At 57.2% G+C, this 22836-nt stretch carries 21 protein-coding genes and 2 pseudogenes; 7 read left to right on the plus strand and 16 right to left on the minus strand.

Annotation, left to right across the window (positions count from 1 at the left end; translation table 11 throughout):
* Positions 1-109: 109 nt before the first annotated feature.
* The 8 genes from BM337_RS17330 to BM337_RS17360 form a co-directional block, all read right to left on the minus strand.
* Entirely contained in the window at positions 110-907 is a 798-nt protein-coding gene (locus BM337_RS17330) for a hypothetical protein (protein ID WP_177227653.1), read from the minus strand.
* Between the two features lie 174 nt (positions 908-1081).
* Complete coding sequence (locus BM337_RS17335; RefSeq protein ID WP_089818299.1) at positions 1082-1279, minus strand: hypothetical protein; 198 nt, start codon at positions 1277-1279, stop codon at positions 1082-1084.
* Positions 1272-1496 (minus strand): DUF8129 domain-containing protein, encoded by a 225-nt coding sequence (locus BM337_RS17340; RefSeq protein WP_143117746.1) that lies wholly within the window; start codon positions 1494-1496, stop codon positions 1272-1274. The genes BM337_RS17335 and BM337_RS17340 overlap by 8 nt, the downstream gene beginning before the upstream one ends.
* Before the next feature lie 764 nt (positions 1497-2260).
* Positions 2261-3214 (minus strand): ArdC-like ssDNA-binding domain-containing protein, encoded by a 954-nt coding sequence (locus BM337_RS17345; RefSeq protein WP_089818303.1) that lies wholly within the window; start codon positions 3212-3214, stop codon positions 2261-2263.
* Between the two features lie 63 nt (positions 3215-3277).
* Positions 3278-3400, minus strand: coding sequence for a DUF8069 family protein (locus tag BM337_RS21785; RefSeq protein ID WP_281244917.1), 123 nt, complete (start codon positions 3398-3400; stop codon positions 3278-3280).
* A gap of 19 nt (positions 3401-3419) precedes the next feature.
* Complete coding sequence (locus BM337_RS17350) at positions 3420-4070, minus strand: hypothetical protein (RefSeq protein ID WP_245778689.1); 651 nt, start codon at positions 4068-4070, stop codon at positions 3420-3422.
* A gap of 2 nt (positions 4071-4072) precedes the next feature.
* Entirely contained in the window at positions 4073-5470 is a 1398-nt protein-coding gene (locus tag BM337_RS17355; RefSeq protein ID WP_089818304.1) for a permease, read from the minus strand.
* 9 nt (positions 5471-5479) lie between these two features.
* The gene (locus BM337_RS17360; protein WP_089818306.1) at positions 5480-5854 is read right to left on the minus strand and encodes an SHOCT domain-containing protein; all 375 of its coding nucleotides are present in this window, start codon (positions 5852-5854) and stop codon (positions 5480-5482) included.
* A gap of 258 nt (positions 5855-6112) precedes the next feature.
* Here BM337_RS17360 and BM337_RS17365 point away from each other — a divergent pair, with 258 nt between their 5' ends.
* Positions 6113-6310, plus strand: coding sequence for a heavy-metal-associated domain-containing protein (locus tag BM337_RS17365; protein WP_089818308.1), 198 nt, complete (start codon positions 6113-6115; stop codon positions 6308-6310).
* A 48-nt stretch (positions 6311-6358) separates the two neighbouring features.
* Here the strand turns inward: BM337_RS17365 and BM337_RS21650 are convergent, their stop codons facing one another.
* Together BM337_RS21650 and BM337_RS17375 are read right to left on the minus strand one after the other, a co-directional pair.
* On the minus strand, positions 6359-6565 hold the full coding sequence (locus BM337_RS21650; protein ID WP_089818310.1) for a hypothetical protein: 207 nt from the start codon (positions 6563-6565) through the stop codon (positions 6359-6361).
* A gap of 122 nt (positions 6566-6687) precedes the next feature.
* Positions 6688-7490 (minus strand): annotated as a pseudogene (locus BM337_RS17375) (HoxN/HupN/NixA family nickel/cobalt transporter).
* 106 nt (positions 7491-7596) lie between these two features.
* Between BM337_RS17375 and BM337_RS17380 the strand changes: the two are divergent.
* On the plus strand, positions 7597-7992 hold the full coding sequence (locus BM337_RS17380; protein ID WP_089818312.1) for a CopG family ribbon-helix-helix protein: 396 nt from the start codon (positions 7597-7599) through the stop codon (positions 7990-7992).
* A gap of 24 nt (positions 7993-8016) precedes the next feature.
* On the opposite strand, the gene BM337_RS17385 is transcribed toward BM337_RS17380, so the two are convergent.
* Positions 8017-10284, minus strand: coding sequence for a heavy metal translocating P-type ATPase (locus tag BM337_RS17385; RefSeq protein WP_177227657.1), 2268 nt, complete (start codon positions 10282-10284; stop codon positions 8017-8019).
* Positions 10285-10453: 169 nt separating this feature from the next.
* Here BM337_RS17385 and BM337_RS17390 point away from each other — a divergent pair, with 169 nt between their 5' ends.
* Together BM337_RS17390 and BM337_RS17395 are read left to right on the plus strand one after the other, a co-directional pair.
* Positions 10454-11263: a hypothetical protein gene (locus BM337_RS17390; RefSeq protein ID WP_245778690.1), complete on the plus strand. Its 810-nt coding sequence runs from the start codon at positions 10454-10456 to the stop codon at positions 11261-11263.
* A gap of 122 nt (positions 11264-11385) precedes the next feature.
* Complete coding sequence (locus BM337_RS17395; RefSeq protein WP_089818316.1) at positions 11386-11697, plus strand: hypothetical protein; 312 nt, start codon at positions 11386-11388, stop codon at positions 11695-11697.
* A 17-nt stretch (positions 11698-11714) separates the two neighbouring features.
* Here BM337_RS17395 and BM337_RS17400 read toward each other — a convergent pair whose 3' ends face one another.
* Together BM337_RS17400 and BM337_RS17405 are read right to left on the minus strand one after the other, a co-directional pair.
* Positions 11715-11990, minus strand: a complete 276-nt coding sequence (locus BM337_RS17400; protein WP_089818318.1) for a TRASH domain-containing protein — start codon at positions 11988-11990, stop codon at positions 11715-11717.
* 226 nt (positions 11991-12216) lie between these two features.
* Positions 12217-13293 (minus strand): transcription initiation factor IIB family protein, encoded by a 1077-nt coding sequence (locus BM337_RS17405; protein WP_089818320.1) that lies wholly within the window; start codon positions 13291-13293, stop codon positions 12217-12219.
* A 275-nt stretch (positions 13294-13568) separates the two neighbouring features.
* Here BM337_RS17405 and BM337_RS17410 point away from each other — a divergent pair, with 275 nt between their 5' ends.
* Complete coding sequence (locus tag BM337_RS17410) at positions 13569-17804, plus strand: Eco57I restriction-modification methylase domain-containing protein (RefSeq protein ID WP_089818322.1); 4236 nt, start codon at positions 13569-13571, stop codon at positions 17802-17804.
* On the opposite strand, the gene BM337_RS17415 is transcribed toward BM337_RS17410, so the two are convergent.
* Complete coding sequence (locus BM337_RS17415) at positions 17798-18298, minus strand: hypothetical protein (protein ID WP_089818324.1); 501 nt, start codon at positions 18296-18298, stop codon at positions 17798-17800. The genes BM337_RS17410 and BM337_RS17415 overlap by 7 nt on opposite strands.
* A 315-nt stretch (positions 18299-18613) precedes the next feature.
* On the opposite strand from BM337_RS17415, the gene BM337_RS17420 reads away from it, so the two are divergent.
* Positions 18614-18928 carry a toxin-antitoxin system TumE family protein gene (locus BM337_RS17420; protein ID WP_089818325.1) on the plus strand — a complete coding sequence of 105 codons (315 nt, stop codon included), beginning with the start codon at positions 18614-18616 and terminating at the stop codon, positions 18926-18928.
* Positions 18909-19334, plus strand: a complete 426-nt coding sequence (locus tag BM337_RS17425; protein WP_089818327.1) for an HVO_A0114 family putative DNA-binding protein — start codon at positions 18909-18911, stop codon at positions 19332-19334. The genes BM337_RS17420 and BM337_RS17425 overlap by 20 nt, the downstream gene beginning before the upstream one ends.
* Positions 19335-19587: 253 nt before the next feature.
* Here the strand turns inward: BM337_RS17425 and BM337_RS21655 are convergent.
* Positions 19588-19913: pseudogene (locus BM337_RS21655) on the minus strand (cell division control protein Cdc6); the annotation flags it as partial.
* A gap of 630 nt (positions 19914-20543) precedes the next feature.
* Complete coding sequence (locus BM337_RS17435) at positions 20544-21833, minus strand: orc1/cdc6 family replication initiation protein (RefSeq protein ID WP_177227680.1); 1290 nt, start codon at positions 21831-21833, stop codon at positions 20544-20546.
* Positions 21834-22836: the final 1003 nt, after the last annotated feature.

The raw sequence follows: 22836 nt of genomic DNA on the forward strand, positions 1-22836 counted from the left end.
CCACTCCCCTCACCCGCCGGGGGAGAACAAACAACGTCGACGAGCCGGTCCTGACAACACAGACGCAACAGGGTCTGCTGACCGGTACGAAACGAGTACGCCGGTTCTGCTAGGGTAATCGCCCGTCCGGTCGGGGTACGAGCCCGGCCCTGATTCCGAGATCGACGCGCCGGAGGTGCTTGCAGCGGTCGGCCCGGTCTGGACAGGTACAAGTCTCTTCGAGGACGTCCACGTCGTAGTAGCTATCCGACGCCGAGTGGACCTCGTACTGACCGGGCTTGGCCAGGAACGAGATGTCCATGTTCTCGCTCTTCGCTCGTTCCGTCCGTGGCTCGGCATCCTCCGGAATGGCGAACGGGTCGGTCGTGTTGGTACCATCGCCGTCGACCATCCGCACGTCCGTCGACCCGCCGTCGGCCCGCACCTCCTGGAAGTCGTCCGTTGAGGCCCACCGTGTATCCCGGACGACCACGTTTCCGCCCTGCCGCGACGTTTCGAGCGGCCCGACCGCCACTCGGTCGGCGAATCGGAGCAGGTCCCATGGAGACGCTCGTTCAGGCAAGTCGACGACGTAGGTGTGCTCGTCGACGCGCTCGATCCAGAGTGTCCCGGTGACGACGTCACCGGTGACAAATGCGGCGAGTCGGAGTGCGCTCACGCCGCTGGCGGCGCTGCTGCGGAGGGAATCCAGATAGCGCTGGGTCCGCTCGCCCAGGTCGCCGGTCGACGTGACTTCGACCGTTTCACCGAGTCCGCAGTCCGGACAACTGTAGGAGAGAGCCGCCCAGTTCGGGTACCCATGCTGACTACCCAGCGTGAGCACCGTCCCGCAGGCGCTACAGGCTGTGTCGTTTCGTTCAATTCCCGAGCCGATGCCGTCGACGTTGGGTGATGTGTCCATCGACATGTTGCACGCCGGGGCTCTCGCCCCGCCACCCCTCACGGGGGTCACAAATTGACGGGGGGACAGCAGTCGCGACACCGGCGTTACCGCTCTCTGGGGACACCGTCAACGTCGGCGAAGTAGGAGCAGACGGACGAGAGCGATGTTTCGGCGAGCGCGATGTAGTCCTCGAACTCTTCACTCTCGGCGTGGCGAATCGCTAGTGTAGTGATACGCTTCATCGACGACGGCGGGCCGCCACTCGCCAGGGTGGACTTCGTTTACCGCCTCCAGGATGACCTCGACCTCGGTCTGAATGGAGCGGGCTCGGTCGACCCGCTCCCGAAGTTCGGCACCGAACATGCCAATCTCGAACGTAGTTTGGATCTCAGTCATCGCGAATCTCCTCGGCCCGGTGTTTGAACAGGAGGATAACGGGGAGTCGCTGCTGGTGGCCGTTCTCGTATCCGACGTATTCCTGGATGGTCTCGATATCGTCGATGCAGTTGACGGCAGCTTTGATTAACTGAACACAGAGCAGAATCAGTGAATCTGATTGATCTTCGGTTCGAGCGAACCTCGATAAGCTCAGGTTAAGCTGTTTGTGGTCCACCACGACGGAACGGAGGGAGACGGCCAACAAAGCCGCCAACCCACGCACCGACGACACTGATCAGACTAAGAACAACGGCAGAGAAAACAAACCAGAGAACACCGAAACCGGCAGCAATAGCGGCGGTTCCAGCTGATATCTCCGATCCGGACGCGATGAGAGTGGCGACGACCAAGAAGGAGTCAAAAGCGCTAATCACGCCGATTCGCAAGCCGGCTTGTGTAGGAGAGGATGATCGTGTTTGATTGCTGTAGTACAAACCTCCGAGAAATCCAGCGAGCAGCGCTGGAGCAGCGTTATATTCATATGGCAGCGCATTCCAAGAACTCGCCAGTGTGATAGGGATTGTGACAAACCCGAGTGCTGTTGCAACCCGTAAATTCTTATCCAGCACCCAGCGATAGATTACATTTAGTACCGACAATTTCTTTGATTCAGTAATTCAATCTTCATCGTGATAGATATTTCGAATCTCGATTCCCGTACCGTATTGCTAGCAAGAGTCCGAGAATAGTGTGGTATCCGCCTTCAGTTTAGGCCTCTGCAACCATTTGAATGATCGTTACAATATATCGGATCATGGTCGGATAGGCCACCCTCGACCTTGGAGGTGACCGATGTGCGCCTGGTATTCAGCACAGCTCTGCGAACTTGTGTTGGATCTGATGGTATCCTCGTCGGTCAGTTCGCATGCCTACCTAACGGATATTTCACACTTTGTCTTGTCTGAAATTAGGATTCAACAGAGTCGGTAATGCTAATTCCTAGTCCACCGTCTCGATCAACTCCTCAGCAGTGGACGCGATCCGTCCTAGCCGGTCGTGAAGCGTCTCAGGAGCGTCGTCATCCCACGCTGCCAGGTAGAACGTCGAGTTATCCACGTCCAGTCCGAAATGCCGACAGACGACGTACGCGACTGCCTCCGCTTCGACTTCGAGTTTTGCCTCCGCGTCGTCCTCGTCTGGTTCGAAATGGAGGATCGCATGGGCAAACTCGTGGATCAACGTCCGGGCCAGGTCGGCCTCGTTGTCACGGTCCCGGACCTCGACGAGAGGTCTAAGTGTCATCGGACTCCGCTGGGTACAGACACCCCGTACTGAACCGTGATCCCAGTCTTCCGCCTTGATGATCCTGACCTCGACGTCGAGACGATCGCCGGCGGCAACGAGTGCGTCAACCAGCCCATCGGCATCGCCGTAAGCCGCAGTGTCGAGCTCAGGGAGTGGTTCACCCTCCGTCTGCGAAATGTCGAAGACGCTCGTGGGTCTGAACCCGACGAGGCCTTCAGACCACTCCTCGGGCGGCGTCTCGTCGTAGTCACAGTCGCTTTGCTCGTGGTAACTCGGGCTGTTCTCACATTCCGGACATCGGTTCGTGATGATCGGTGCCCAGATCCAGATGGCCGACTCCCCCTCCTGGACGTGGCGGTCGAATTCGGATTGCCAGGTATTGTAGCCGGCTACCCGCGTCGCTTCGGGACACTGGTGCTTGATCAAGAGGGTGTTGCGATGCGAGTAGTCGTGAAACCTGCTCTGGACGTCCAACCACTCTTGGAACTCCTCGCTTGCTCGTGCATCATCGGTCATCGATGCCAGGTCCTCGACCCACTGCTCGAGGGACTCCTGCATCTCCGTCGACCGGGTCTCACGCTCGTCGAACGAAAACTGGTTGTCGGCCGTCGCTGGAACGTCGTCGCTGAGTGAATCTGTTTGAGACATTGAACACTCGCGGGAACAACCCCGCCACCCCCCTCGGGGCGATAAATACGCGGTTGCAGTCGACTACGTCTCCTCGTCCTGGTCCGTAGCCCAGCCACGGTGGTAGAACACGAGCGAGGTTTTGTCTGCGAACGCTTCCCCGGTTGGCTCGTGGACGAACACCATCTCGTCGACGTCGATCGACACGATATTCTTCACGATTAGGTCACCGCTGACCCATCGTCGCTCGTCGATATGCATCGAACAGCGTCGGCAGACCAAGCGGTAACGCCAGTACGCCGAACGTTGCCTCCGTGGCGACGGCGAGCGACGACCTCCGAACGAGCATGACGAATGTGATGACGCCGATGGACGCGATAGCGTATGCGAGATTGCTCCAGAGCGGATCGTAGGTGGAGCAGTATGCCCAGCAGACGAACGTGTAGGCGGGAGCGTTCCACGTTGCCGGTTGCGGTTTCGGCCAAAAGAACCGGCAGTACGTCGTGAGCCCAATCATCGCGAGTGTCGGGAGACCGACGAGCCACGTTGTGGGACCATACCGCGGCCGCCACACGAACCGTTCGTATCCTCGGAGAAACAGCGCCGGTGCACACGTGATCCATAGCCAGATTCCAACGGTGTAACTCACCGGCCAATGTTCGATCCGTGGTTGGGTGATCGGAAAGCGATATACTTCGGGCAGTGAGAACCAGGGAAACGACGGGTCGGGGACTGGGTTCGTGAACAGGGCGAGGAGGCAGAGGGCAGTCCCGACGACAAGGCCGAAGAGACCGAATTTCGTGTACGTCTCCAGCCACTGTGGGAGCGAACGTCCCATGCGTTCGTCGGTCGTCGGTTTGAGAGCACTTCTCTTCATGTTCAGTGATGATCGTGTCCACCAGACGCCGCGTTGGCGACGGGCCCGGTGGTTGCAAACTCCGCGGGCGTCTCTTCAAATCGCCGCTTGCACGTGTTCGAGCAGAAGTGGTACGACTCACCGTCGTGGGCGACGGTCGGTCCATCCTCGTCCGTCCGCATCCCACAGACCGGGTCACGGTACTGACCGGGGGCCCCCAATCCACGCCGGTAGACGTACAGGAGGAATCCTGAGACGGCGAACGCGATCAGGTTGAGGTAGAACGTATAGTTCAGCTCGAAGTACGACTGTTCGGTTGCGGTCTGGCCGCCGGCGAGGTTCGGAACGATACCGAGCGCGTCGAACAGTTGCTCCATGAGGAATCCTGTGAACGCCATCGTGACGAAGAAGACGCCGAGGATGTACGCCATCACTTTCCAGCCGTAGTACTTGCGGTAGACGTTGAGGACGGGAATCGTGATGAGGTCGGCGTAGACGAACGCGATGACGCCGGCGAAGCTAACGCCGCCGCCCCAAAGCGCGACGGCGAAGGGAACGTTGCCCATGCTCCCGACGAAACTCAGAACGGCAATCGCGACACCCATCACCGCGTTTTCTGCGCTAACGAGGAGGCTATCGCCTTGGAGGAATAGCGTGTTCCAGACCCACTGCGGAACGAAGACGATCACGAACCCCGAAATCAGGAATCCGGCGATGACGTCTTTGTAGAGCATCGACCACTCCTTGCGGTACTGGTTCCCGACCTTGTACCAGCCGCCCCACGACAGGAGTTCGTCGCGCCAGCCGCCGGTGCTCGCCACCTCCTGCCGGTAGGTTTCCATGCACCCTTCCGAGCAGAATTTGAGCGTCTCACCGCCGTCGGTGACGATGGAGTACTCGTCCTTGCCCTCCATCCCGCAGGTCGGGTCCTCGGAGACGCCGTGTTCGTGGTCCCGCTCGTTGAGTTCCTCGCGAACGCGGTCGAAGAGATTCTCGGGAAGCGTCAGGTGGACGATGACGGCCATCACCGCGATGAGGATCACGCCGCCCAGCAGCTCGGCGACGAGAAACTCCCAGCCCAGCAGGATAAGGATCATTAACCCGAGCTCGACGATAAGGTTCGTCGACGCGAACATGAAGGCGAGAAAGTTGACGACGTGGGCGCCCTTCTTGAACAGGCCCTTTCCGATGGCGACGGCGCCGAAACTACAGCCGCTGCTGGCCGCCCCGAACAGCGTCGCTTTCGTGAGGCCGGCGACGTCACCGTCGCCGAGGACGGCCGCCATCCGTTCTTTGGAGACGTAGACCTGGACGAGGCTGGTGATCACCAGTCCCATGATGATCGCCCACGCGGCCGTCCAGAGGAAGCCCACACCGATGCGAAGCGCCTCGAACACCTGTGGGAGGAGTTCGGCCTGCATGGTTCGTCTCTAGTGTTCGGTTTCGAGTCGTTCGCGACGCCGTTCGAACTCTTCGTCGTCGATATCGCCCCGGGCGTACGCGGACCGGAGCTCCTCCATAGCGTGATCGGCCGAACCACTAGCGGACGTCAGTGCTCTGTAGCCGAGATAGCCAGCACCGGCGAAGAGGGCCAGGAACAGGAGCGGCATCCCTACGCCGACGACGAACATCCAGCCCGAGCCCCCGTCGCTCGCTCCCCACATGCCGTGATCCCACGTGCCGCCCATCATGGGCCCCATACCCATCACGCCAAATCCCATCGCGAACACTGGGAGGACGACGAGTGCTCCGACGATTGCGAGAACGACCCAGACGAGTTGCCGATCGGTTGTGTTGGTAGCCATGGTGATTTCCCCGAGTCGCGCCGAAGTGCGATCTCTACCTGACTAGACGGGGGCATCGTTCAATGCGATTGTCCTTCGCATGTCAAATCAAATCGAATCCCTGACATAGAATTCGAAGGTAGGAGCCATGGTAATCTGGAGTTTCGAATGTGGTAAAGTCAGCAACCCGCACTCCGTAGTCCACAATCGAGTGTCATGGCTAGCTCCAGTTTCCAAGGCGCAACTGAGAAAGTCAGCCCCGTCATATAGTGAAATGCAATGACCAGAACGTTGATCGTCGAAGGGATGACCTGCGGCCACTGCGAGCAGACCGTCGAAGAAGCTCTCGAAGGTGTCGCTGGCGTGACCGACGCGACGGCCGACCGCGAGACCGAACAGGCGACGGTCGAGGGCGACGCTGACCCGGACGTCATGGTCGCCGCCGTCGAGGACGCGGGATACGAAGCGAGCGCCTGACGGCCGCAGTAGGGACTGCTGTCGACGATTGGCCTTCTCAATCCACAGTCACTCGGGTCTCCACTCGCAAGCGTCACCTGTGGTGAGGTCGTTGTCGTCCACGTGGGCAGAGAGGCAGGCGTAGTTACAGAAGTACGTCGGCGAGCCACAATCGGCGGTGCAATCGCGAACGCAGATCGGATCGTGATCGAAGATCGGGGATTCGCAATACGCACAGGTTTGATCCGCGTCGGGGGTCGAGACAGTCGTCGACATGGTAAGTCCAACGGTGCGAATCGGGAAATCGCTTTGCGTAGTCGGGTGGTCCTGTCAAGGGTTGAAACGCTTATTCGCCGGCACAGCGAATCACTCGCCCTCCCTCAACCTAACCTCGGACATCAGAAGACACCGGCGACGAACCCGAACCCCATGATGATCAGAATCGTAGCGGAGAAGGCTGGAGGTACGGCGTGTAACGTTCAACCGTCTCCTCGTAGCGGTGATAGCCACCGATGAGGACCATCGTCAACCCGACGATCCCGACGACGACCGTAATCGCGTACGCAGTCATGAGTTCGAGGCAGTACTCGGAGCCGGTACAGAGTGCGATGATCTCGAACTCCTCCTCGTGCGCGAAGCCGAGGAGAAATGCGAACCAGGCGATTCCCAGGAGGCCCCGGTCCGTAGCGTTGGCGGCGGTATAGTGAGCCCCGTCGACGAACGGCACGAGCCCTCGCAAGCGGGCGACGATGCTGCCTGAACGGTGGTCGTGTGAATGATGGTGAAGTTCCTCATCACTGTGTTCGTGTTCGTGCCCGTGTTCGTGTTCCTCCTCGTGGCTCCCGTGAGCGTGGCTGTGGCCGTGGCGATACTCTCGAATGCCGAGGAGAACGAGTAAGATGCCGGCGACGAGACTGACTGGCCCACCGATCTGCACGTCGCCGAATAGCCTGACGGGTTCGTTGACCTGGGTCAAATTGAAATATCCCTTCGCGTAGAAGAACGCGACGACCATCGCGATGCTGCTGACGAGGTGGCCGACCCCGATGATGAAACTCGCTGCGAACCCGTACAGCCACTTGTTGGATTGATCGAGTGCGTACGAAGCGGCGATGGGCCACCCGTGACCCGGTTCGATACCGTGAACGGCCCCGAGGAGGATGGCCCCGACCAGTAGTCCCAGTGCTTCACCGTGCAACATCGTCGTACGTCACTCTCGGTGAAGTGGAAGAATAACGGTTGTTAATACCGAAACGGGCGTCTCGTCATACTCACCTTCCTTACGTGGCGCGTCTAAGGAGCAGACCATGCGGACGAGTTTCAACATCCCGGACGAGATCGTTGAGGAATTCGACCGGGTCTGGCAGGATCAGGGAATCGACAACCGGTCGCGAGCGGTACGCGAGGCGATGCAGGAGTACGTTGAGGCCCATTCGCGCCTCGACGATCTGGCCGGCGAGGTGGTCGCGCTGGTCGCCTTCGACTACCGACACCACGACGTCATCGGGGAACTCCACGCCGTCCAGCACCAGTATCAGGACGTGATCCTCAACACGAGCCACACCCATCAGGGTGAGTGGTGTCTCGAATCGCTCTTTTGCCGGGGTCCAGTCGGCCGCGTTCGGGAGCTGAGCAATCGACTTCGAGACTTCGACGGCGTCCGGCGGGTGAAGATCATGGTCATCCGCGACGGTCAACCGTGACCGGGTCGCTGGAAGAAGCGACAGCTAATCCGCGGGCCGAGCGTCCGTGGTCGGCGACACGCCGGGAAGACTCGGTACGGAGAGGTCGACGCGGCGGAGGAGCTGTGCGTTGATCGCCACGATGACCGTGCTCAACGACATCAGGAGGGCGCCGATGGCGGGCGACAGGAGGATGCCGATAGGCGCGAGGACGCCCGCAGCCAGTGGGATGGCGAAGACGTTGTAGCCGGCGGCCCAGACGATGTTCTCTTGCATCTTCCGGTAGCTCGCTTTGCTCAGCTTCACGAGCCGGACGACGTCCATCGGATTGTTCTGGACGAGGATTACGTCTGCGGACTGGACAGCGACGTCGGTCCCGCTGCCGATGGCGATACCGACGTCGGCTCTCGTAAGCGCCGGTGCGTCGTTGACGCCGTCGCCGACCATCCCGACCAGTTTGCCCTGATCCTGTAGCTCCTGGACCTTCACATCCTTGTCTTCGGGTAGGACTTCGGCGAACACCGTGTCGATCCCGAGTTCGTCGGCGACGGCGTTTGCCACGTCCTCGGAGTCCCCAGTCAGCATTGCGACCTCGATATCGAGTTCGTGAAGCGCGTCGACGACGGCGTAGCTCGCTTCACGGATCACGTCCGCCATCGCGAAGGCGGCTACCAGTTCGCCCTTCCGGCTCGCGGGTCCTTCGTCCCCGCTCGCTCGTTCCGATGCCTCGCTCCGCGCGGCCCCGCGAACGAGGTAGACGACCGTTTGTGCATTCTCACCCGCTTCCTTAGCGAAGGACTGGAGCGTAGACGGAACCTTGCTGTCGAGGTGGTTCAACAGGTTCGGCCCACCGACGTAGACTTCGTCGCCGTCGACGAAGGCCCGAACGCCGCGTCCTTTCATGGCCTCGAAGTCCTCGGCGTCTGGCACGTCGACAGCTCTCTCCTCGGCAGCTTCCCTGATGGCCCGGGCGATCATGTGCTCCGAGTCGGACTCGACGGCTGCGGCCAGCGCCAGTGCTTCGTCCTCGTCGACGCCCTCGACAGTTTCCATCCCGACGACGCCGTGTTCGCCTTCGGTGAGCGTCCCGGTCTTGTCGAAGATGATCGAATCGAGGTTGCGGGCGTCCTCCATGGCGATCCGGTCGCGGATGAGCATCCCGTTTCGTGCGGCCAGCGACGTATTGATCGCGACGACGAGTGGGATCGCGAGGCCGAGCGCGTGGGGACAGGCGATGACGAGAACGGTGACCGTCCGGGCGACGACGTTGGCATCGAAGGTCGTCGCGACCGTCCACGCCACGGCAGTAACGGCAGCGGCGGCGAGGGCCGCGTAGAACAGCCAGCCGGCCGCCCGGTCGGCGAGCACCTGGGTCTTCGACTTGCTGCTCTGGGCTTCCTCGACGAGGCGCATGATCCCCGCAAGGGTCGTGTCCTCACCGATCGCGTCGACCCGGACACGGAGGCTCCCGTCGCCGTTGACGGTCCCGCCGATGACCTCGTCGCCGGGCTCTTTCGAGACCGGCTTCGACTCGCCGGTGATCATCGCCTCGTCGACGTCGGAGTCGCCCTCTTCGACGACGCCGTCGGCCGGGACACTGGCTCCCGGTCGGACGAGAACGAGATCGCCCTCGGAGAGGTCGCTCACCGGCACGTCTTCCGTCTCTCCGGACTCCATTATCCGCTCGGCGGTGTCGGGCATCAGCTTCGCCAGCTCGTCGAGTGCGCTCGAAGCACGACGGACCGACCGCATCTCGATCCAGTGGCCGAGCAGCATGATGTCGATGAGCGTCACTAGCTCCCAAAAGAACGGTTCACCGAAGTCGATGGTGACGGTCGCAAGACTGTAGACGAACGCGACCGAGATGGCCATCGAGATGAGCGTCATCATGCCCGGCGAACGGTCTTTCAGCTCCGGGATGGCCATCTTCAGAAACGGGACGCCACCGTAGAGGAAGACGACGACGGCGAGGCCGGGGATCACCCACTCGACGCCCGGGAACGGTGGTGCAGTGTACCCGAGATTCTCCTGGACGAACCCGCTGTAGACGACGACCGGAATAGAGAGCAGCGTCGAAACGAAAAAACGCCGCCGGAACATCTGCTCGTGTCCCTCGTGCATTCCGCCGTGTCCATCATGTCCGTCGTGACCGTCGCCGTGGCCCCCGTGGTGCTCGTGTTTCTCCTCGATTTCCGCTTCGACCTCGTCCGCATCTTCGGCCTCCGCTTCGAGCACCGACTGTTCCGTCCGCGAGTCGGCTGAATCTCCGCCTTCCTCCCCATTCTCCGCATCGTGGTGGGAGTGGTCGTCCATTAGTCTCTCAGTGGGCAGAAGTACGGCACCAGGGGTGATGGATTTGTGGTCTATTCTAGCGTCTTCACACCTGTGAATTTTCCCTCGAAACGGAACACCCTCCACGCTGCGAACGATTCTACCGTTCCGTACCCAATCCGCAACCATCGGCTGAATACTGCGTCCGGCGATGGGACGAACCGATAGGAGACAGCCACCTGAGAGGGTTCGTATGGAAGGCCACGATCACAGCTTACTCCCAGATGAAACACCCCAGGGATACGGCCCTGCCGGGCATGCAGTCCCTGGCGGATTAGCGCTCGCTGCGAATGGTCTTCGGTTCGTCCCGGCCGAGACTCGCTTCGAGCCCACGGTGGAGACTGATTGGGAGTTTCAGATAGCGAACGACGACACCATCGTCACCTCGTTCGATCGGGCGCACGGCGAGTCGAGTCACCTGATCGTCGTTCGTCGGGACCTCTCTCGCTTCCAGCATCGTCACCCGTCACTATCCAACGACGGGACTTGGAATGTTCAGGATCTGGAACTTCCCGACCCTGGTGTGTATCGCGCGTTCGTCGACGTCGTCGTCGACGGTCACCCGACGACGCTCGGGTACGACCTGTTCGCCCCGGGCGAGTTCGACGTTGCGCCGCGACCGACCTCGTCGAGGATGGCACACGCCGACGGGTACGACGTGCGTCTCCTCGTGGACGACGTATCCGTCGACGACTCCGTGCAGCTGGAGTTCGAATTCCGACGGGATGCCGAGCTCGTGTCCCACCTCGGCGAGTACCTGGGTGCTCGCGGGCATCTCGTCGCGCTACGGGAGGGAGACCTCGGTTATCTTCACGTCCATCCGATGGAGACCGACCTCGAGGAAGGACGAGTTTCCTTTGGTGCCCGGTTCCCGACGCCGGGACGGTACCGCCTTTTTCTCCAGGCACGTCCAGACGACCACCTCGTGACGACACACTTCGACGTCCAGGTGAACGAGTGACCCGAGTTCGCCTGCCCTTGGGTTGGACCGAATCTCTTGGAATCGCTGACTAGTGAGTGGAAGACGAACGAACCGGAATCGCGTGAAGGCACTTCTGTCGTGGACGCGAAGCGGTACGTGCTATGAGCAACGACGCAGAGACGGTCGAAGGGTACGTTATGGACGCCGGTTGTATCCGTAAAAACGCGCGAGACGAGCTGTTGGAAAAGGCACGCGTCCACACCAGAGACTGCGCCCTCATGGGCCACTGCATCGAAAGTGGGTACGGTATCGTCACTGAGGCCGACCGCGTGACGATGCTCGATTCCGAAGCCACCCCGCAAATAGTGAACGTAGTCGAGCAGTCGGATACGGAAGAGGGGATCCAGTTGCGTGTGGCGCGCGAAGTACGTGATGGTGCGATGGTGACGGTCGCCGTCACGGAAATCGAGTAGCGGGAGGGCGTCCTCACTCACCCGCGGTCGGCGGCGGTTCGTAACGCCTCGTACTCCTCGCGGAAGAGCGACTCACACGAGGTACAGCAGAGGTAGTACCGCCGTTCCTCCACAGTCGCCGACACACCGTCCCCGTGGACCGATTTCCCGCACTGGGCGCATTCGAGCGCGAGGTCTCCTTCGTCGACTTGCGGATTCAACGTCGAATTCGCGACCTTCCGGATTTCGTAATCCCTGAGCCGGTCGCTGTCGATATGCTCCTCATCCTCTCTGAGTACCAGGACTGCTCTCATTTACTCAAACGAAGTTATTCAGACAGCGAAGAACACGAGAAGTACAACTGGATGCTAGACGCGGAGGGATTCGATCTGTTCGAATACAAAGATCGAATGCGCAAATGGGAGGACGAACAGGAGTTCAAAATCGAGGCCGAGAGCCTGCTGACAGAGATACTCGACTGATTCTAGAGGCGGTGATGGCGTTCAAGTCTTATTGCTACCAGAAGAGAGACCCCGCCGCTTACGCTGGGGCAGCTGGTTCGCGCTCCAGGACGACGTTGGGGTCCTCGGTCCCGTGGCGAGCCACGTAGGCGTCGACGAGTTTGCAGTTGTAGCGAGCGATCTTGCTCTTCGTCGTCGGGACGACCGTGCTGGCGGCGTCGGCGACCTGCTGCTGGGTGAGGGACTTCCCAGAGGTCAGCCGGTCCGCCGCGTAGACGGCCGCCGCCGCGACGGTGAGGCGCGGCGTCCCCGGCCCGACTGGGACGTCGTCACCGAGGGTGAGGAGTTGCCTGGCCATCCGCCAGATACGTACGGCGTCCCCACCACGGAGGGCATCGTCGAGCGCGTCGACGACGGCCTGTGTGGCGTTCGGACGGACGGGCGGGGCGTCGACGCCGCAGCCACACCGGATCTTCCGTGCGGCGGCACACACCCGCTCGTGGGTCGCCTTGGCGTTGGCGGCGATGGCGACGTCGATGTCGGACCGGGTAAGCCCACTGGTCCGCGCTGCGAGGAGGACGGCGCCGCCGGCGAGTGACTCCCAGGCCATCCGGCCACCGGGGAGACGGGCCGCCGACGCCTCTCGGAGGTACTTGGCCGCCGTCTCGACGACGTGGTCGGGCAGGGCCAGGTTGCCGCCGATCATCTCGACGTCTCGCAGCCCCTCGTTGAGACGCTTCGTCCGTTTGCGCTGGGCGCCGAACTGGTAGCGCCGGTGGCGCTTTCGCAGGCGGCGGAACTTCCGACGCTGTGGGTCCGAGAGCGAGTTGCCGTAGCCGTCGGTCCCGAGCGAGAACTTGGTGTGGAGGCCCTTGTCCGTCCGGAGCGGGTTCACTGTCTCGATGCTCTTCGACGCGTCGCCGACCATGCCCAGGTCGACGAGCGTCGGGCTGCGGTCGACCCACTCCGCCGCGACGATGACGCCGCAATCGGCACAGAACGACTCCTCGTCCTGGGTGACGACGTCGCCGTCGCACTCGGGGCACTGTGACCGACTCGCCGGGCCGTGTTCGACTCTGGCGTCGGGACTGTCCTGTTCGCTGGCTGCACGCTGTGCTGGCGAAACTACTTGTGTAATCGCGTTCGAAGTTGCCATTGGAAGTACTCCGGAGGGCGCTCACGCGCCTGCTGCCGCGATGCTGTAACATCGCGGCGTTTTCACGACATACAACTACTCAGCGACGGGCTCACGTTCGCGCCCTCCACCCTCCCCCCGGGCTAAAAAATAGTCGTGCGTTCGCTGGAATGACACATTCTATAAAATTAGACCTTGGTACAGGCGCAAACCGATGAAGTATCTGTTTAGCGAGTTGATTGGAGGCTGTTAGGTAGGGTTATAGTGCTTGAAGAATGTGACTGGTGCACGCACTCATGAGTCAGCTCACGCTTGGTCCAAGGCCCTACGACAATTCTGGGCTTTTCAATGGCGATTATCTCTACACCTCTGTCCCAGAATTTGATCTCTGGGACTGTGACGATGGGGCCCAGGAAGCCCTAGATTCCATTTCTGAACTCTACGAGGATGAAGGAGAATTTCTTGATGGATACAACGAGGATGAGCTTCGCGGAACATGGATCGATAAGATCCTTAGGATACTCGGCTATGACTTTTTGAATGAAACTTCTATTCCCCGCGGCAATGGCCAAGTAGACTATGTCCTTTTCAATTCAGAGAGTGAACGTAGACAGTCTCAACGATTTAATAAATCCGGAGACAGCAATGAAACGTTCAGACATTCATTAGGATTCGTTGAGGCGAAGCAGTGGGACGAGGACTTCGAACGAGAATATGTTGGGAGAGCATATCGAAACGCGTCTTCCCAGGTCTGTCACTACCTAGACCGAACACCGAGTAACGTCCGTTGGGGTATCCTAACGAACGGTCGCAAATGGCGCATCTATGGCAACCGAGAATACGAAACCCAGATCTACTACGAGGTTGACTTAGTAGAGCTTATCGCCAAAGGAGATCTGGAGGATTTCAAATATTTCTACGTCTTCTTCGGGCCACATTCCCTGCGAGGGTCCATCGGCGATTCATTCCTCGATGAGGTTTGGACCGAGAGCGAGAATTACTCTGCTCAACTCGGGGAAGACCTTCAAGACAACGTATTCACTGCCTTGAGGCTTCTTGGAGAAGGACTCGTCGAATGTAATGACCTAGATATCGAACCCGGTGATGACGAAGAGCTGGCAGAATTGAAAGAGCAGTCTCTCGTCTACCTTTATCGGTTGATGTTCATCCTCTACGCGGAAGGAAAAGATCTCATTCGGCCTGAGGACCCTCATGCAAGGGATGAGTTTGAGGAACATTTCAGTCTTGAAGGAAGACGGAAAGATATCGTCGAAGAAGCCGGTGTCGGAGGGTTCTTCGAGGACTTTAGCACCCGTTCTCGTGACTATTGGGACCGCCTCAACCGGCTCTTCGAGCTAATCGATAAGGGAGACAAAGAGCTAGGGATTCCCGCATACAACGGCGGTCTATTCGATGCTGAGGAACACCAATTCCTTACCGAGAACCACGTGACGGACTATTACCTCGCACAGGTTATCTACTATCTATCAACCGCAATCAATGAGGACGGCGAATTAGTCTATGCTAACTACGCCGATTTGGATACCAGGCACCTTGGATCAGTCTACGAAGGGTTGCTTGAGCACCAATTTAAGATAGCAGAGGAGAAGATGGTGGCAATCAGCGAGGACGGGGGGCAAGTTTGGAAGACCGCCGCCGAAATCGACGATGAGGAGCCTGTGGATACCGCCGATGAAAATAGCCTGTACGTTGTCAACGATGAAGGAGAACGGCGTTCCACAGGTTCATACTACACGCCAGACTATATTGTCACGTACATCGTCGAGAATACCCTAGATCCGCTAATCGACGATATTCGTGAGTCGCTCATTGAGGATGGCTATGAACAGGGCTCTCACGAATACGCTGGTCAATTCTATGCTAGAGTCCTCGAACTGAACATTTTAGACCCAGCGATGGGTAGCGGGCATTTCCTCACTGCGGTCACCAGCTATCTTGCCGAGCAAGTGCAAGAAACTGCGCGAGACGCAGAACTCTCCAGTGTACTCAAGGAAGAAGTGATCCGGCGAGAAATAGCCAAAGAATGCATTTTCGGGGTCGATCTGAATGAAATGGCTGTTGAGTTGGCGAAGTTGTCGATGTGGTTGGAAACCCTAGCGAGTGATAAGCCCCTCACTTTCCTTGACCACCACTTCAAACAAGGGAATTCACTAATAGGGGCTGACCTCGATGAGATTGACGCCCTTCCTGGTCACAAATCTGATGAAGATGAAATTGAAGAGGAGCAGTCTACCCTGAATCTATTCCAGAATACCGTCCAAGACACTATCAAAAAATACCTGAAGGAGTACGCAGAGTTCGAGGAAATCGGGGACGATACGATTGACGAGATCGAGAAGAAGAAGGAGAAATACGAGGGGCTTGAGCACGAGGAGATGCGGTTACGTCTTGAGCAGCTAGCGAACGTCTACACTGCCACTCACTTCGATGTAGAAGTTCCGGCTGACGCCTACGACAACCTGAAAAAGGCACTTAGCGGCGAGCATGAAACCTCTTGGGAGGAATTCACCGAGAAGAGTTGGTTCAAGGAAGCCGAGGCCATGGCCGAGAAACATGACTTCCTTCACTGGAAACTTGAATTCGTAGAGGCGTTCTTCAACGGGAGTGCAAAACAATCAGAGAAGGGCTTTGACGCGGTTGTTGGCAATCCCCCCTACTTTAACCTCGAAATCGTCGACGATGAAGGAGTTAACGAGACTCTGAAGTGGAATTACGACGACCTCTATGCTGGTAAGGCCGACATCCTCTACTTCTTTGTCGGGCTTGGCATCAACCTGATTCGAGACCGGGGAAACCTCGGTTACATTGTTTCCCGGTATTTCACCGAGGCTCACTTCGCCAAAGATTTCCGTGAATCTGTCTCGGACAACGCTGACATCCACGAAATCGTTGATTTCGGGAACAACCAAGTCTTTCCTGGAGTTGATACACTTACAGTCGTTCTAGAGCTTGCCAAGAACAGGCCTGTGGAGGACACAACAATAACGTATCTGTTGGATGAGCTGGAGTCTGATGCACAGGAAATCCAGCAGACCATGGAGAAATTAACTGTTGGTGAAGAAACTGATATGGGAGGTCAGTATACTATCCCGGAGTCGTCCTTTGGTAGTGATCGATGGGGGATTCTATCGAAAACGCTTCTCGATATCAAGGACTCCATAGAAAGCAACGGGACCCGTCTCGGAGAGGACTATCGAACAGGACAGGGAATGATGACTGGGTTGAATGAAGCCTTCACTGTCTCTGATGACGAAATATCAACGTGGGGCATAGAAGACGAGGTCCTAAAACCACTTGTCAAGAACGGAGACCTGCGGAAGTACCAGTACACCTCCCGAGGGTTACAATTGCTCTACTTGGAAAACAAGGACATCTCTAATTATCCGAATACGAAGGAGTACCTGAGTCAGTATAAACCAGATCTGGAGAATCGAGCAAAGGATAACGTGGAGTGGTATCGGTTTCTAAATCCGATTAACAAGGAGCTCTTCGAGAGTCCTGACGAGAAGATTATCTGCCCGTTCGTGGCTACAGAAAACCGCTTCATAGTAGACAGTGATGGGCTTTACAATGACGGCGGGGACGTGGAGGTCATTGTTCCGGACATCAATAATCTCCCTGACAACAGGTACCTTGTCTGTTTACTGAACTCTACACTCATAGAGTTCTATCACCTGCACCACGCGAAACTCAAGCGGGACGGGTTCTACGAGTACTTCGGGAATTCACTGCAAGACATCCCTCTGTGTCTTGAACCGGCTGACAGGGATGCTGACGTAACTGTGCTGCCGGATTCAGTAATTGCAGGTGCGGAAGACGATGATGTAGAATCTGTTCTGAGCCATGTGTATGATGTTATGGTTGAGAAGCATGAAAAGCGTAAAACGCTGAAGGAGGGGCTAGACCCGTTCAAATATCTCTCTCGTACAGCTTCGGTTAACGGATTGACCGATGTATTGAATGAAGAGATGAAGTATGGATCGAAGGTCAACGATATAGTCTTCGATAGCCGGCATGATATCACTGACTTGGAGCTAGTGGAGAAGAGCGATTCGGATGACTGGGTCCTACGCGGTCAGGTGAAGATGCGAGAAAAGGTGGGTGAGGACTATCAATGGAAACGTGATGACGAGGATGGGAACGGGATTGTCCGTCAGTGGGTGAAGCTCTATTCTTTCCCAGGCAACCTTGTGGATCAGAATCGAATGCGGAAATATCAGGTAGTGCTAGAGAACTACGACGATTTCGAGAATAAGTCTCCGAAGAATGGGTTCCCTGGTGGGAGGACTCGTACTGTGCAGGAGAAGTTAGAGAAAGCGACTCTGCCAGTTGTTGATAGTGTAGATATGGACCCGTATTTTGATTTAGAGGACGAAATAGATGAACTCGAAGCAGACATCATGGAGATTTATCGCGGGGTAGACCAAATCGTGTACGACCTCTATGACATGAGTGATGAGGAAATTGACCGGGTAGAGGATGAGAACGGGGTTGGACTCGAACTTCAGTAGGACCCTATCTCTTCACGAAACCGATACTCCAGGTGAGAGATTCGCTCTTCTAGGTCGGAAACGTCGTCGTCGACGTCTTTCTCAATTTGTCGGAACCGGCTAGAGAGTACTCCGAATGGAGAATCAGGGTTGGGATCTGTCACGTCATCGATTTCTGCAATTGGGCTGATTCCGACGCCTTTCCAAGTATAGTAGAGTCCTGGGTTAACGTCATCTTCAGAGACATACTGGAATGTGACCTCTGAGCGCCAGTAGCGATATTCGAGGATATTAGACACTATGGACTGCCGAGCAGCTTTCGCACCGTCGATTGGGTCGTCACCAACGAGATCGTCAGGGAATAGGTGCTGATGTTCGTTATAGAGGTGTTCCTCGATTTCTTTCACTGAAAACGCTTGTTCTCTGTGATCTGTAAGGAGAGAAGTGATTTCCGTACCTATTACGTCATAGCTTCGTGCATTCTTCCACATGTCTGAGTTAAGATCGATCGGCATGTCTATTCCATTGTGAGCACTGTTAAAACCGTACCGCCGGTTGGTGGATTCTTGTCCCATTCAATAGCTTGGGTTGATTTGAGAGCATTCTGTTGACGAGTTTCATCGGTTATATGCTTACTGTGATGATATACCAACATTGTAGGAAAGCCAAAACCAGATTGCCGGTCGCCTTGCGGAGCGGTGCGACAGTAATCGGAGCGAGCGCGTTCTGGCGGGCCGTCGCTTGCGGAGAGGGGTGAGCGTCGATTAAGCCACCCTCTGTTGGAGGGTGGAACAACAGTTTTATTCTGTTGGAGAGGGTAGCAACGGTTGATGGACGGGGACGAGTCAGCCACGCTCCTCCTGCGTGAACGGGAAAACTTCGATACCCGGTATGCAGAAGTCAAAGCGTGGGACGTCCCCGAATCCGACCGCTACCCCGACGGCGTAAAATACAGCTTCCAATACGGCGAGTTCGATGGCGACACCGTCTTCCGGTACGACAACTTCCCGGACCATCCCGATGCGCCACACCACCATAAGCACACGACGGATGGCAGTGTCGAAGGTGTGGAGTTCGACGGCGTTGCGGCGCTGTTTCGGCGGTTCAAATCCGAGGTAAACGACCATGGCCACGACTGGAACTAACCCACCGTCTGAATCCGAACGCGTCCTGCACATCCGCTTCGAGCGGAGCGACAGCGACCGCATCGAGGAAACGCTCCAGGCGATCGATGCCGGCGAAACGCCCGAACCGTACTTCGAATGTACGTTCCACGATTCTGACCAGCTGCATCAGGTGACGCGCCCGAAGAATCTGGAGTTGCTTCGGACTATCGCCCGGGAAGAGCCCGACGGCATTCGTGAGACTGCTCGTCTCGTCGACCGCGACGTCCGACAGGTCCACCGAAACCTCACAGAACTCGAAGATCTCGGCCTGATCGACTTCGAAACGGATGGCCAGTCGAAGCACCCGCACGTCTGGTACGACACCATCGAAGTCGACCTCCCGCTACTCGATTCAGACGGCGAGTACGATACAGCAGACGCCTAACCGGTGAGCGACTGGACTGGCAACAGATCTACTCCCCACCCTCGTCGACGAGCTCCTGAGTACGGGCATCGATTTCCTCGAAGCGCTAGTGCAGTTCTCGCGTCCGTTCGTCGAGTTTCTTCAGCGCCGATTCGTGTTCGTCGACGCGTTGTTCGAGATCGTCGAGTCGACTACCCATCTCCTCAACGACGTCGACCGCCTGACTGTTGTCATCGATATCTACTCGCGCCTGTGTCAACCCCATCTCTAGATCCGCGATATCTTTGATGAATCGTATCTCGTCGTCCAATCTGAGAACATCCGACATCGCTTCGACGGCGCTCGTGAAGGGGACATCTACCTCATAACTGTAGTAGTTGCCTCGTGAGCCACTCCGGTTTTCGAGGGCGGACAGGATGCCCAGCATTCGCAAATCAGAGAGGTGGTTGTGAACGACCGCTGGGCAAGCGTGTCGGTCCCAGACGACTCACAGAGGGTCGTGTACGCTTCGTAGATACTACGGATCCGGCACGGTGGTACTTCCTTCGCTGCTTCCGTGACCACGGCCAGTAACGCGAGCCAGTCGTGCATCGTTAGCTCTCACATCTCATGGACAATTGAATTGCGGACGCCCCCGGGGGTGGTCCGGAGATTTGTCTCCGTGCACCCCCTCCCCCCGTGATCGATGTGTAAATCCCTACGAAAGGAGTGGGGTGGGAAGTGTGGGAACCGAGAGCTGGAGAGAGATACGGGTTCTGCCACAAGACTGAGTTTACTCGATCAGCCTTACGTCATAATCAGCAGTATATAATTCGAAAATTATATACATAACCACATCAAATAATATCCGTAGTAGACTCTTTCGAAGAAAAGGATAGGGATCTCAATTTACACTGAAAATCGATCCCGCGTTTAGACGGAACTTTGAGCGGTCTATTCGCCGAAACTGGATTGATGAAGATGGGTACTGTTCTTTTGGGATCTGCGTTCGGTCTCGAACACCGTACCCTCCATCCGATACACATCGATCACGGGGGGAGGGAGTTCAAGAAAAATGAGACACGATCTGCCCCCGTCACCCCTCAGAAAGGTATTCTACACCGCTTTCGACCTCTCGCTGCTCGTTTCCAGTCGATGTTGAGCGTGATGGGTGCCCGTACTGGAGCAGTGGTTTACACATCGATCACGGGGGGAGGGGGTCGAACAGTACGTCTCACAGAGACTGCGATCTCACTTCGTATGAAATTCCTGTAGTTGGGCATCGACGATAGTCTGGAGAAGCTCCTCTTGTTCGGCCACAGTTTCGAGCCGGGTGTCCTCGACGATTCGCTCCATTATCGCTACGGGATCGCCCGTGAACGTGAATTCCATGTACATTCCGCCTCCACGCCCTCGACTCTTCCGAGCGGTCGAGACCAGACCATACGTGGAGAGCTCTTTGACGTATTTGACGTAGGTCTCGCGAGTCATCTGGTCAGCATCGAGTTCATCAGTAATCCAGCGATAGACGCTGAAACCGACCGGACTCGGAACAGAACACTGGGACGGATCCGAGTAGCGGGTGACGGCTGCTGTGGCGTACAGCGATATTTTCTTCTGCGTCGTGAGTCCATCGACGAGTTTCAGCGAGCGGTCCTTGTCGATTTCCTCTTGGGACTTGCGAACGTGGGCTTCGGTAACTCGATCGTCGCCCCGTTCGTCGGCGAGGTCACCGGCGCCACGAAAGAGGTCGATCGCCTTCCGGGCGTCACCGTGACTCTGTGCAGCGAAGGCCGCCACGAGTGGTATCACGTCATCTTCGAGCGCATCCTGGCGGAAGGCATCACGGCGATTATCGAGGATTTCACGCAACTGCGTGGCATCGTAGTCAGGAAAGTAGACGTCCCGTGGATTGAACGAACTCTCGGCACGGCCGTCGATATCTTCCATAAACTTCGGGTCGTTCGTCAACGCAGCGACCGACACGCGGCCTTCGATAGCGTTCGTGGTACTAGCTCTGGACAGCTGGTACAGGAGTCTCGAATAGGCGGGTTCGTCGATTACGCGGCGGCCGGACAGAAGGTCGATCTCATCGAGGATGAAGATGACGGAGTCGTAGTGCTCGTTGACGAGGTGGTACAGACGTCGATACTTGCGCTTCGTAGAGACGCCCGTCTCTGGGACACCAACTTCTGCGTCGACGTCTGTTGCAACCGTCTGAATGAGTTCGTAGACCGCTTGGTCAAGCGTATTGATTGGCTGGCAGTTGATGGACACCACACCGAAACATTTGCCCTTCGAATGGCAGAGGTCGATAATCTGTTGGGTGACTGCCCCGATGATGAGTGACTTCCCCGTTCCAGCAGGACCATATAGTAACATATTCGGTGGCCGATTTCCGTGGAGAGTTGGCTTCAGATACGAGACGACAGAGTCGAGTTGGTCATCGCGACCAACGATGCGCTCCTCGTCGATGATCGTGTTCGGTTCGACGAGATCTCGATCGGCAAAGACCGAGACCATTTCATCCTCGTCGAGCATCTCCCGGATCGACTGTTTGGATTCAGCCCCAATTGTTTCTCCATCCTGATCTGGGTGTTTTTCTCTTCCCCGTAGCGACTGATCCATCCCTTCTTGATCACTGCCACGCATATTTCTTTCTACAGCCCGATTCTGTTAAAATATTCGGCTTCGTCGATTTGTATCTGGGCGCAACAGGCTCTCTAATGACTATAATCATTAGATCCGTCCCTCAATGATAGAACCGAGATCGAAGTATATTCAATATATGACTCTCCGTCATCGAAGTGAAAAATCGTTTCAGCACACTCCCCGTGATCGATGTGAAAAACTTGGAAAGGGGCGATAGGGACGTGGATTGTTTGAGAACGAGGGGAATAGGGAGCCATCACAAACAATCTCTACAACCTCACCACCGCTTCCGAAGCTTCGTTAGATCTGCTACTTTGGGGGAATCTCCCCATGTACCTAGGATATACGACGGAAACGTGGGGTGGGTTACGATACAGTTCGATATCGGGTGTCCGCCAGTCGCAGTCTTGGGAGACTACGTCGGCTTGGTGACTATCTGCTCCAGAATTATCTCGTGTTTACTAGGTCGCGAGGGTATTCGAATTGCGGACAACCCCGGGGGCCGGGGTGATCGGGTCAAGTCGATACCAAGCGTATATTCTGGTAATCCCCTCGCCTAGATCCAGCGACGATGGAGTTCCTTCCTTCGATTTCGTGAGACAACTCGTGATCTACAGAACGAAAGTCATCCTCGAAGAGGAATTGCGGACGCCCCCGGGGGCGGGCCCTACGTAAGAACTGAGGCCCAGCGTTGTCGTCACTAGTGGAAGGAGTACACTTCGGCCACAGGACGGCTGTCAGAAGTCCGGCGTTGCAGAGCGAACGGGACCGTCCTATTCACGAAGAGAACTGCAATCGAGTCGTCGGCAGTTCGCGGAAACGACGGAAACGTGGGGTGGGTGGGTAGAGAGAGTCCTTCTCTTCGAGGGGGAGTAATAAGAATCGAGGGGAC

It is taken from the genome of Halomicrobium zhouii (assembly GCF_900114435.1).
Classification (GTDB): Archaea; Halobacteriota; Halobacteria; order Halobacteriales; family Haloarculaceae; genus Halomicrobium; species Halomicrobium zhouii.

What these genes read in the sequence shown, in the direction of transcription:
- BM337_RS17330 (WP_177227653.1), bottom strand. Translation starts at nt 907, where the DNA reads ATGTCGATGGACACATCACCCAACGTCGACGGCATCGGCTCGGGAATT.
- BM337_RS17335 (WP_089818299.1), bottom strand. Translation starts at nt 1,279, where the DNA reads ATGACTGAGATCCAAACTACGTTCGAGATTGGCATGTTCGGTGCCGAA.
- BM337_RS17345 (WP_089818303.1), bottom strand. Translation starts at nt 3,214, where the DNA reads ATGTCTCAAACAGATTCACTCAGCGACGACGTTCCAGCGACGGCCGAC.
- BM337_RS17350 (WP_245778689.1), bottom strand. Translation starts at nt 4,070, where the DNA reads ATGAAGAGAAGTGCTCTCAAACCGACGACCGACGAACGCATGGGACGT.
- BM337_RS17355 (WP_089818304.1), bottom strand. Translation starts at nt 5,470, where the DNA reads ATGCAGGCCGAACTCCTCCCACAGGTGTTCGAGGCGCTTCGCATCGGT.
- BM337_RS17360 (WP_089818306.1), bottom strand. Translation starts at nt 5,854, where the DNA reads ATGGCTACCAACACAACCGATCGGCAACTCGTCTGGGTCGTTCTCGCA.
- BM337_RS17365 (WP_089818308.1), top strand. Translation starts at nt 6,113, where the DNA reads ATGACCAGAACGTTGATCGTCGAAGGGATGACCTGCGGCCACTGCGAG.
- BM337_RS21650 (WP_089818310.1), bottom strand. Translation starts at nt 6,565, where the DNA reads ATGTCGACGACTGTCTCGACCCCCGACGCGGATCAAACCTGTGCGTAT.
- BM337_RS17380 (WP_089818312.1), top strand. Translation starts at nt 7,597, where the DNA reads ATGCGGACGAGTTTCAACATCCCGGACGAGATCGTTGAGGAATTCGAC.
- BM337_RS17385 (WP_177227657.1), bottom strand. Translation starts at nt 10,284, where the DNA reads ATGGACGACCACTCCCACCACGATGCGGAGAATGGGGAGGAAGGCGGA.
- BM337_RS17390 (WP_245778690.1), top strand. Translation starts at nt 10,454, where the DNA reads ATGGGACGAACCGATAGGAGACAGCCACCTGAGAGGGTTCGTATGGAA.
- BM337_RS17395 (WP_089818316.1), top strand. Translation starts at nt 11,386, where the DNA reads ATGAGCAACGACGCAGAGACGGTCGAAGGGTACGTTATGGACGCCGGT.
- BM337_RS17400 (WP_089818318.1), bottom strand. Translation starts at nt 11,990, where the DNA reads ATGAGAGCAGTCCTGGTACTCAGAGAGGATGAGGAGCATATCGACAGC.
- BM337_RS17405 (WP_089818320.1), bottom strand. Translation starts at nt 13,293, where the DNA reads ATGGCAACTTCGAACGCGATTACACAAGTAGTTTCGCCAGCACAGCGT.
- BM337_RS17410 (WP_089818322.1), top strand. Translation starts at nt 13,569, where the DNA reads ATGAGTCAGCTCACGCTTGGTCCAAGGCCCTACGACAATTCTGGGCTT.
- BM337_RS17415 (WP_089818324.1), bottom strand. Translation starts at nt 18,298, where the DNA reads ATGCCGATCGATCTTAACTCAGACATGTGGAAGAATGCACGAAGCTAT.
- BM337_RS17420 (WP_089818325.1), top strand. Translation starts at nt 18,614, where the DNA reads ATGGACGGGGACGAGTCAGCCACGCTCCTCCTGCGTGAACGGGAAAAC.
- BM337_RS17425 (WP_089818327.1), top strand. Translation starts at nt 18,909, where the DNA reads ATGGCCACGACTGGAACTAACCCACCGTCTGAATCCGAACGCGTCCTG.
- BM337_RS17435 (WP_177227680.1), bottom strand. Translation starts at nt 21,833, where the DNA reads ATGCTCGACGAGGATGAAATGGTCTCGGTCTTTGCCGATCGAGATCTC.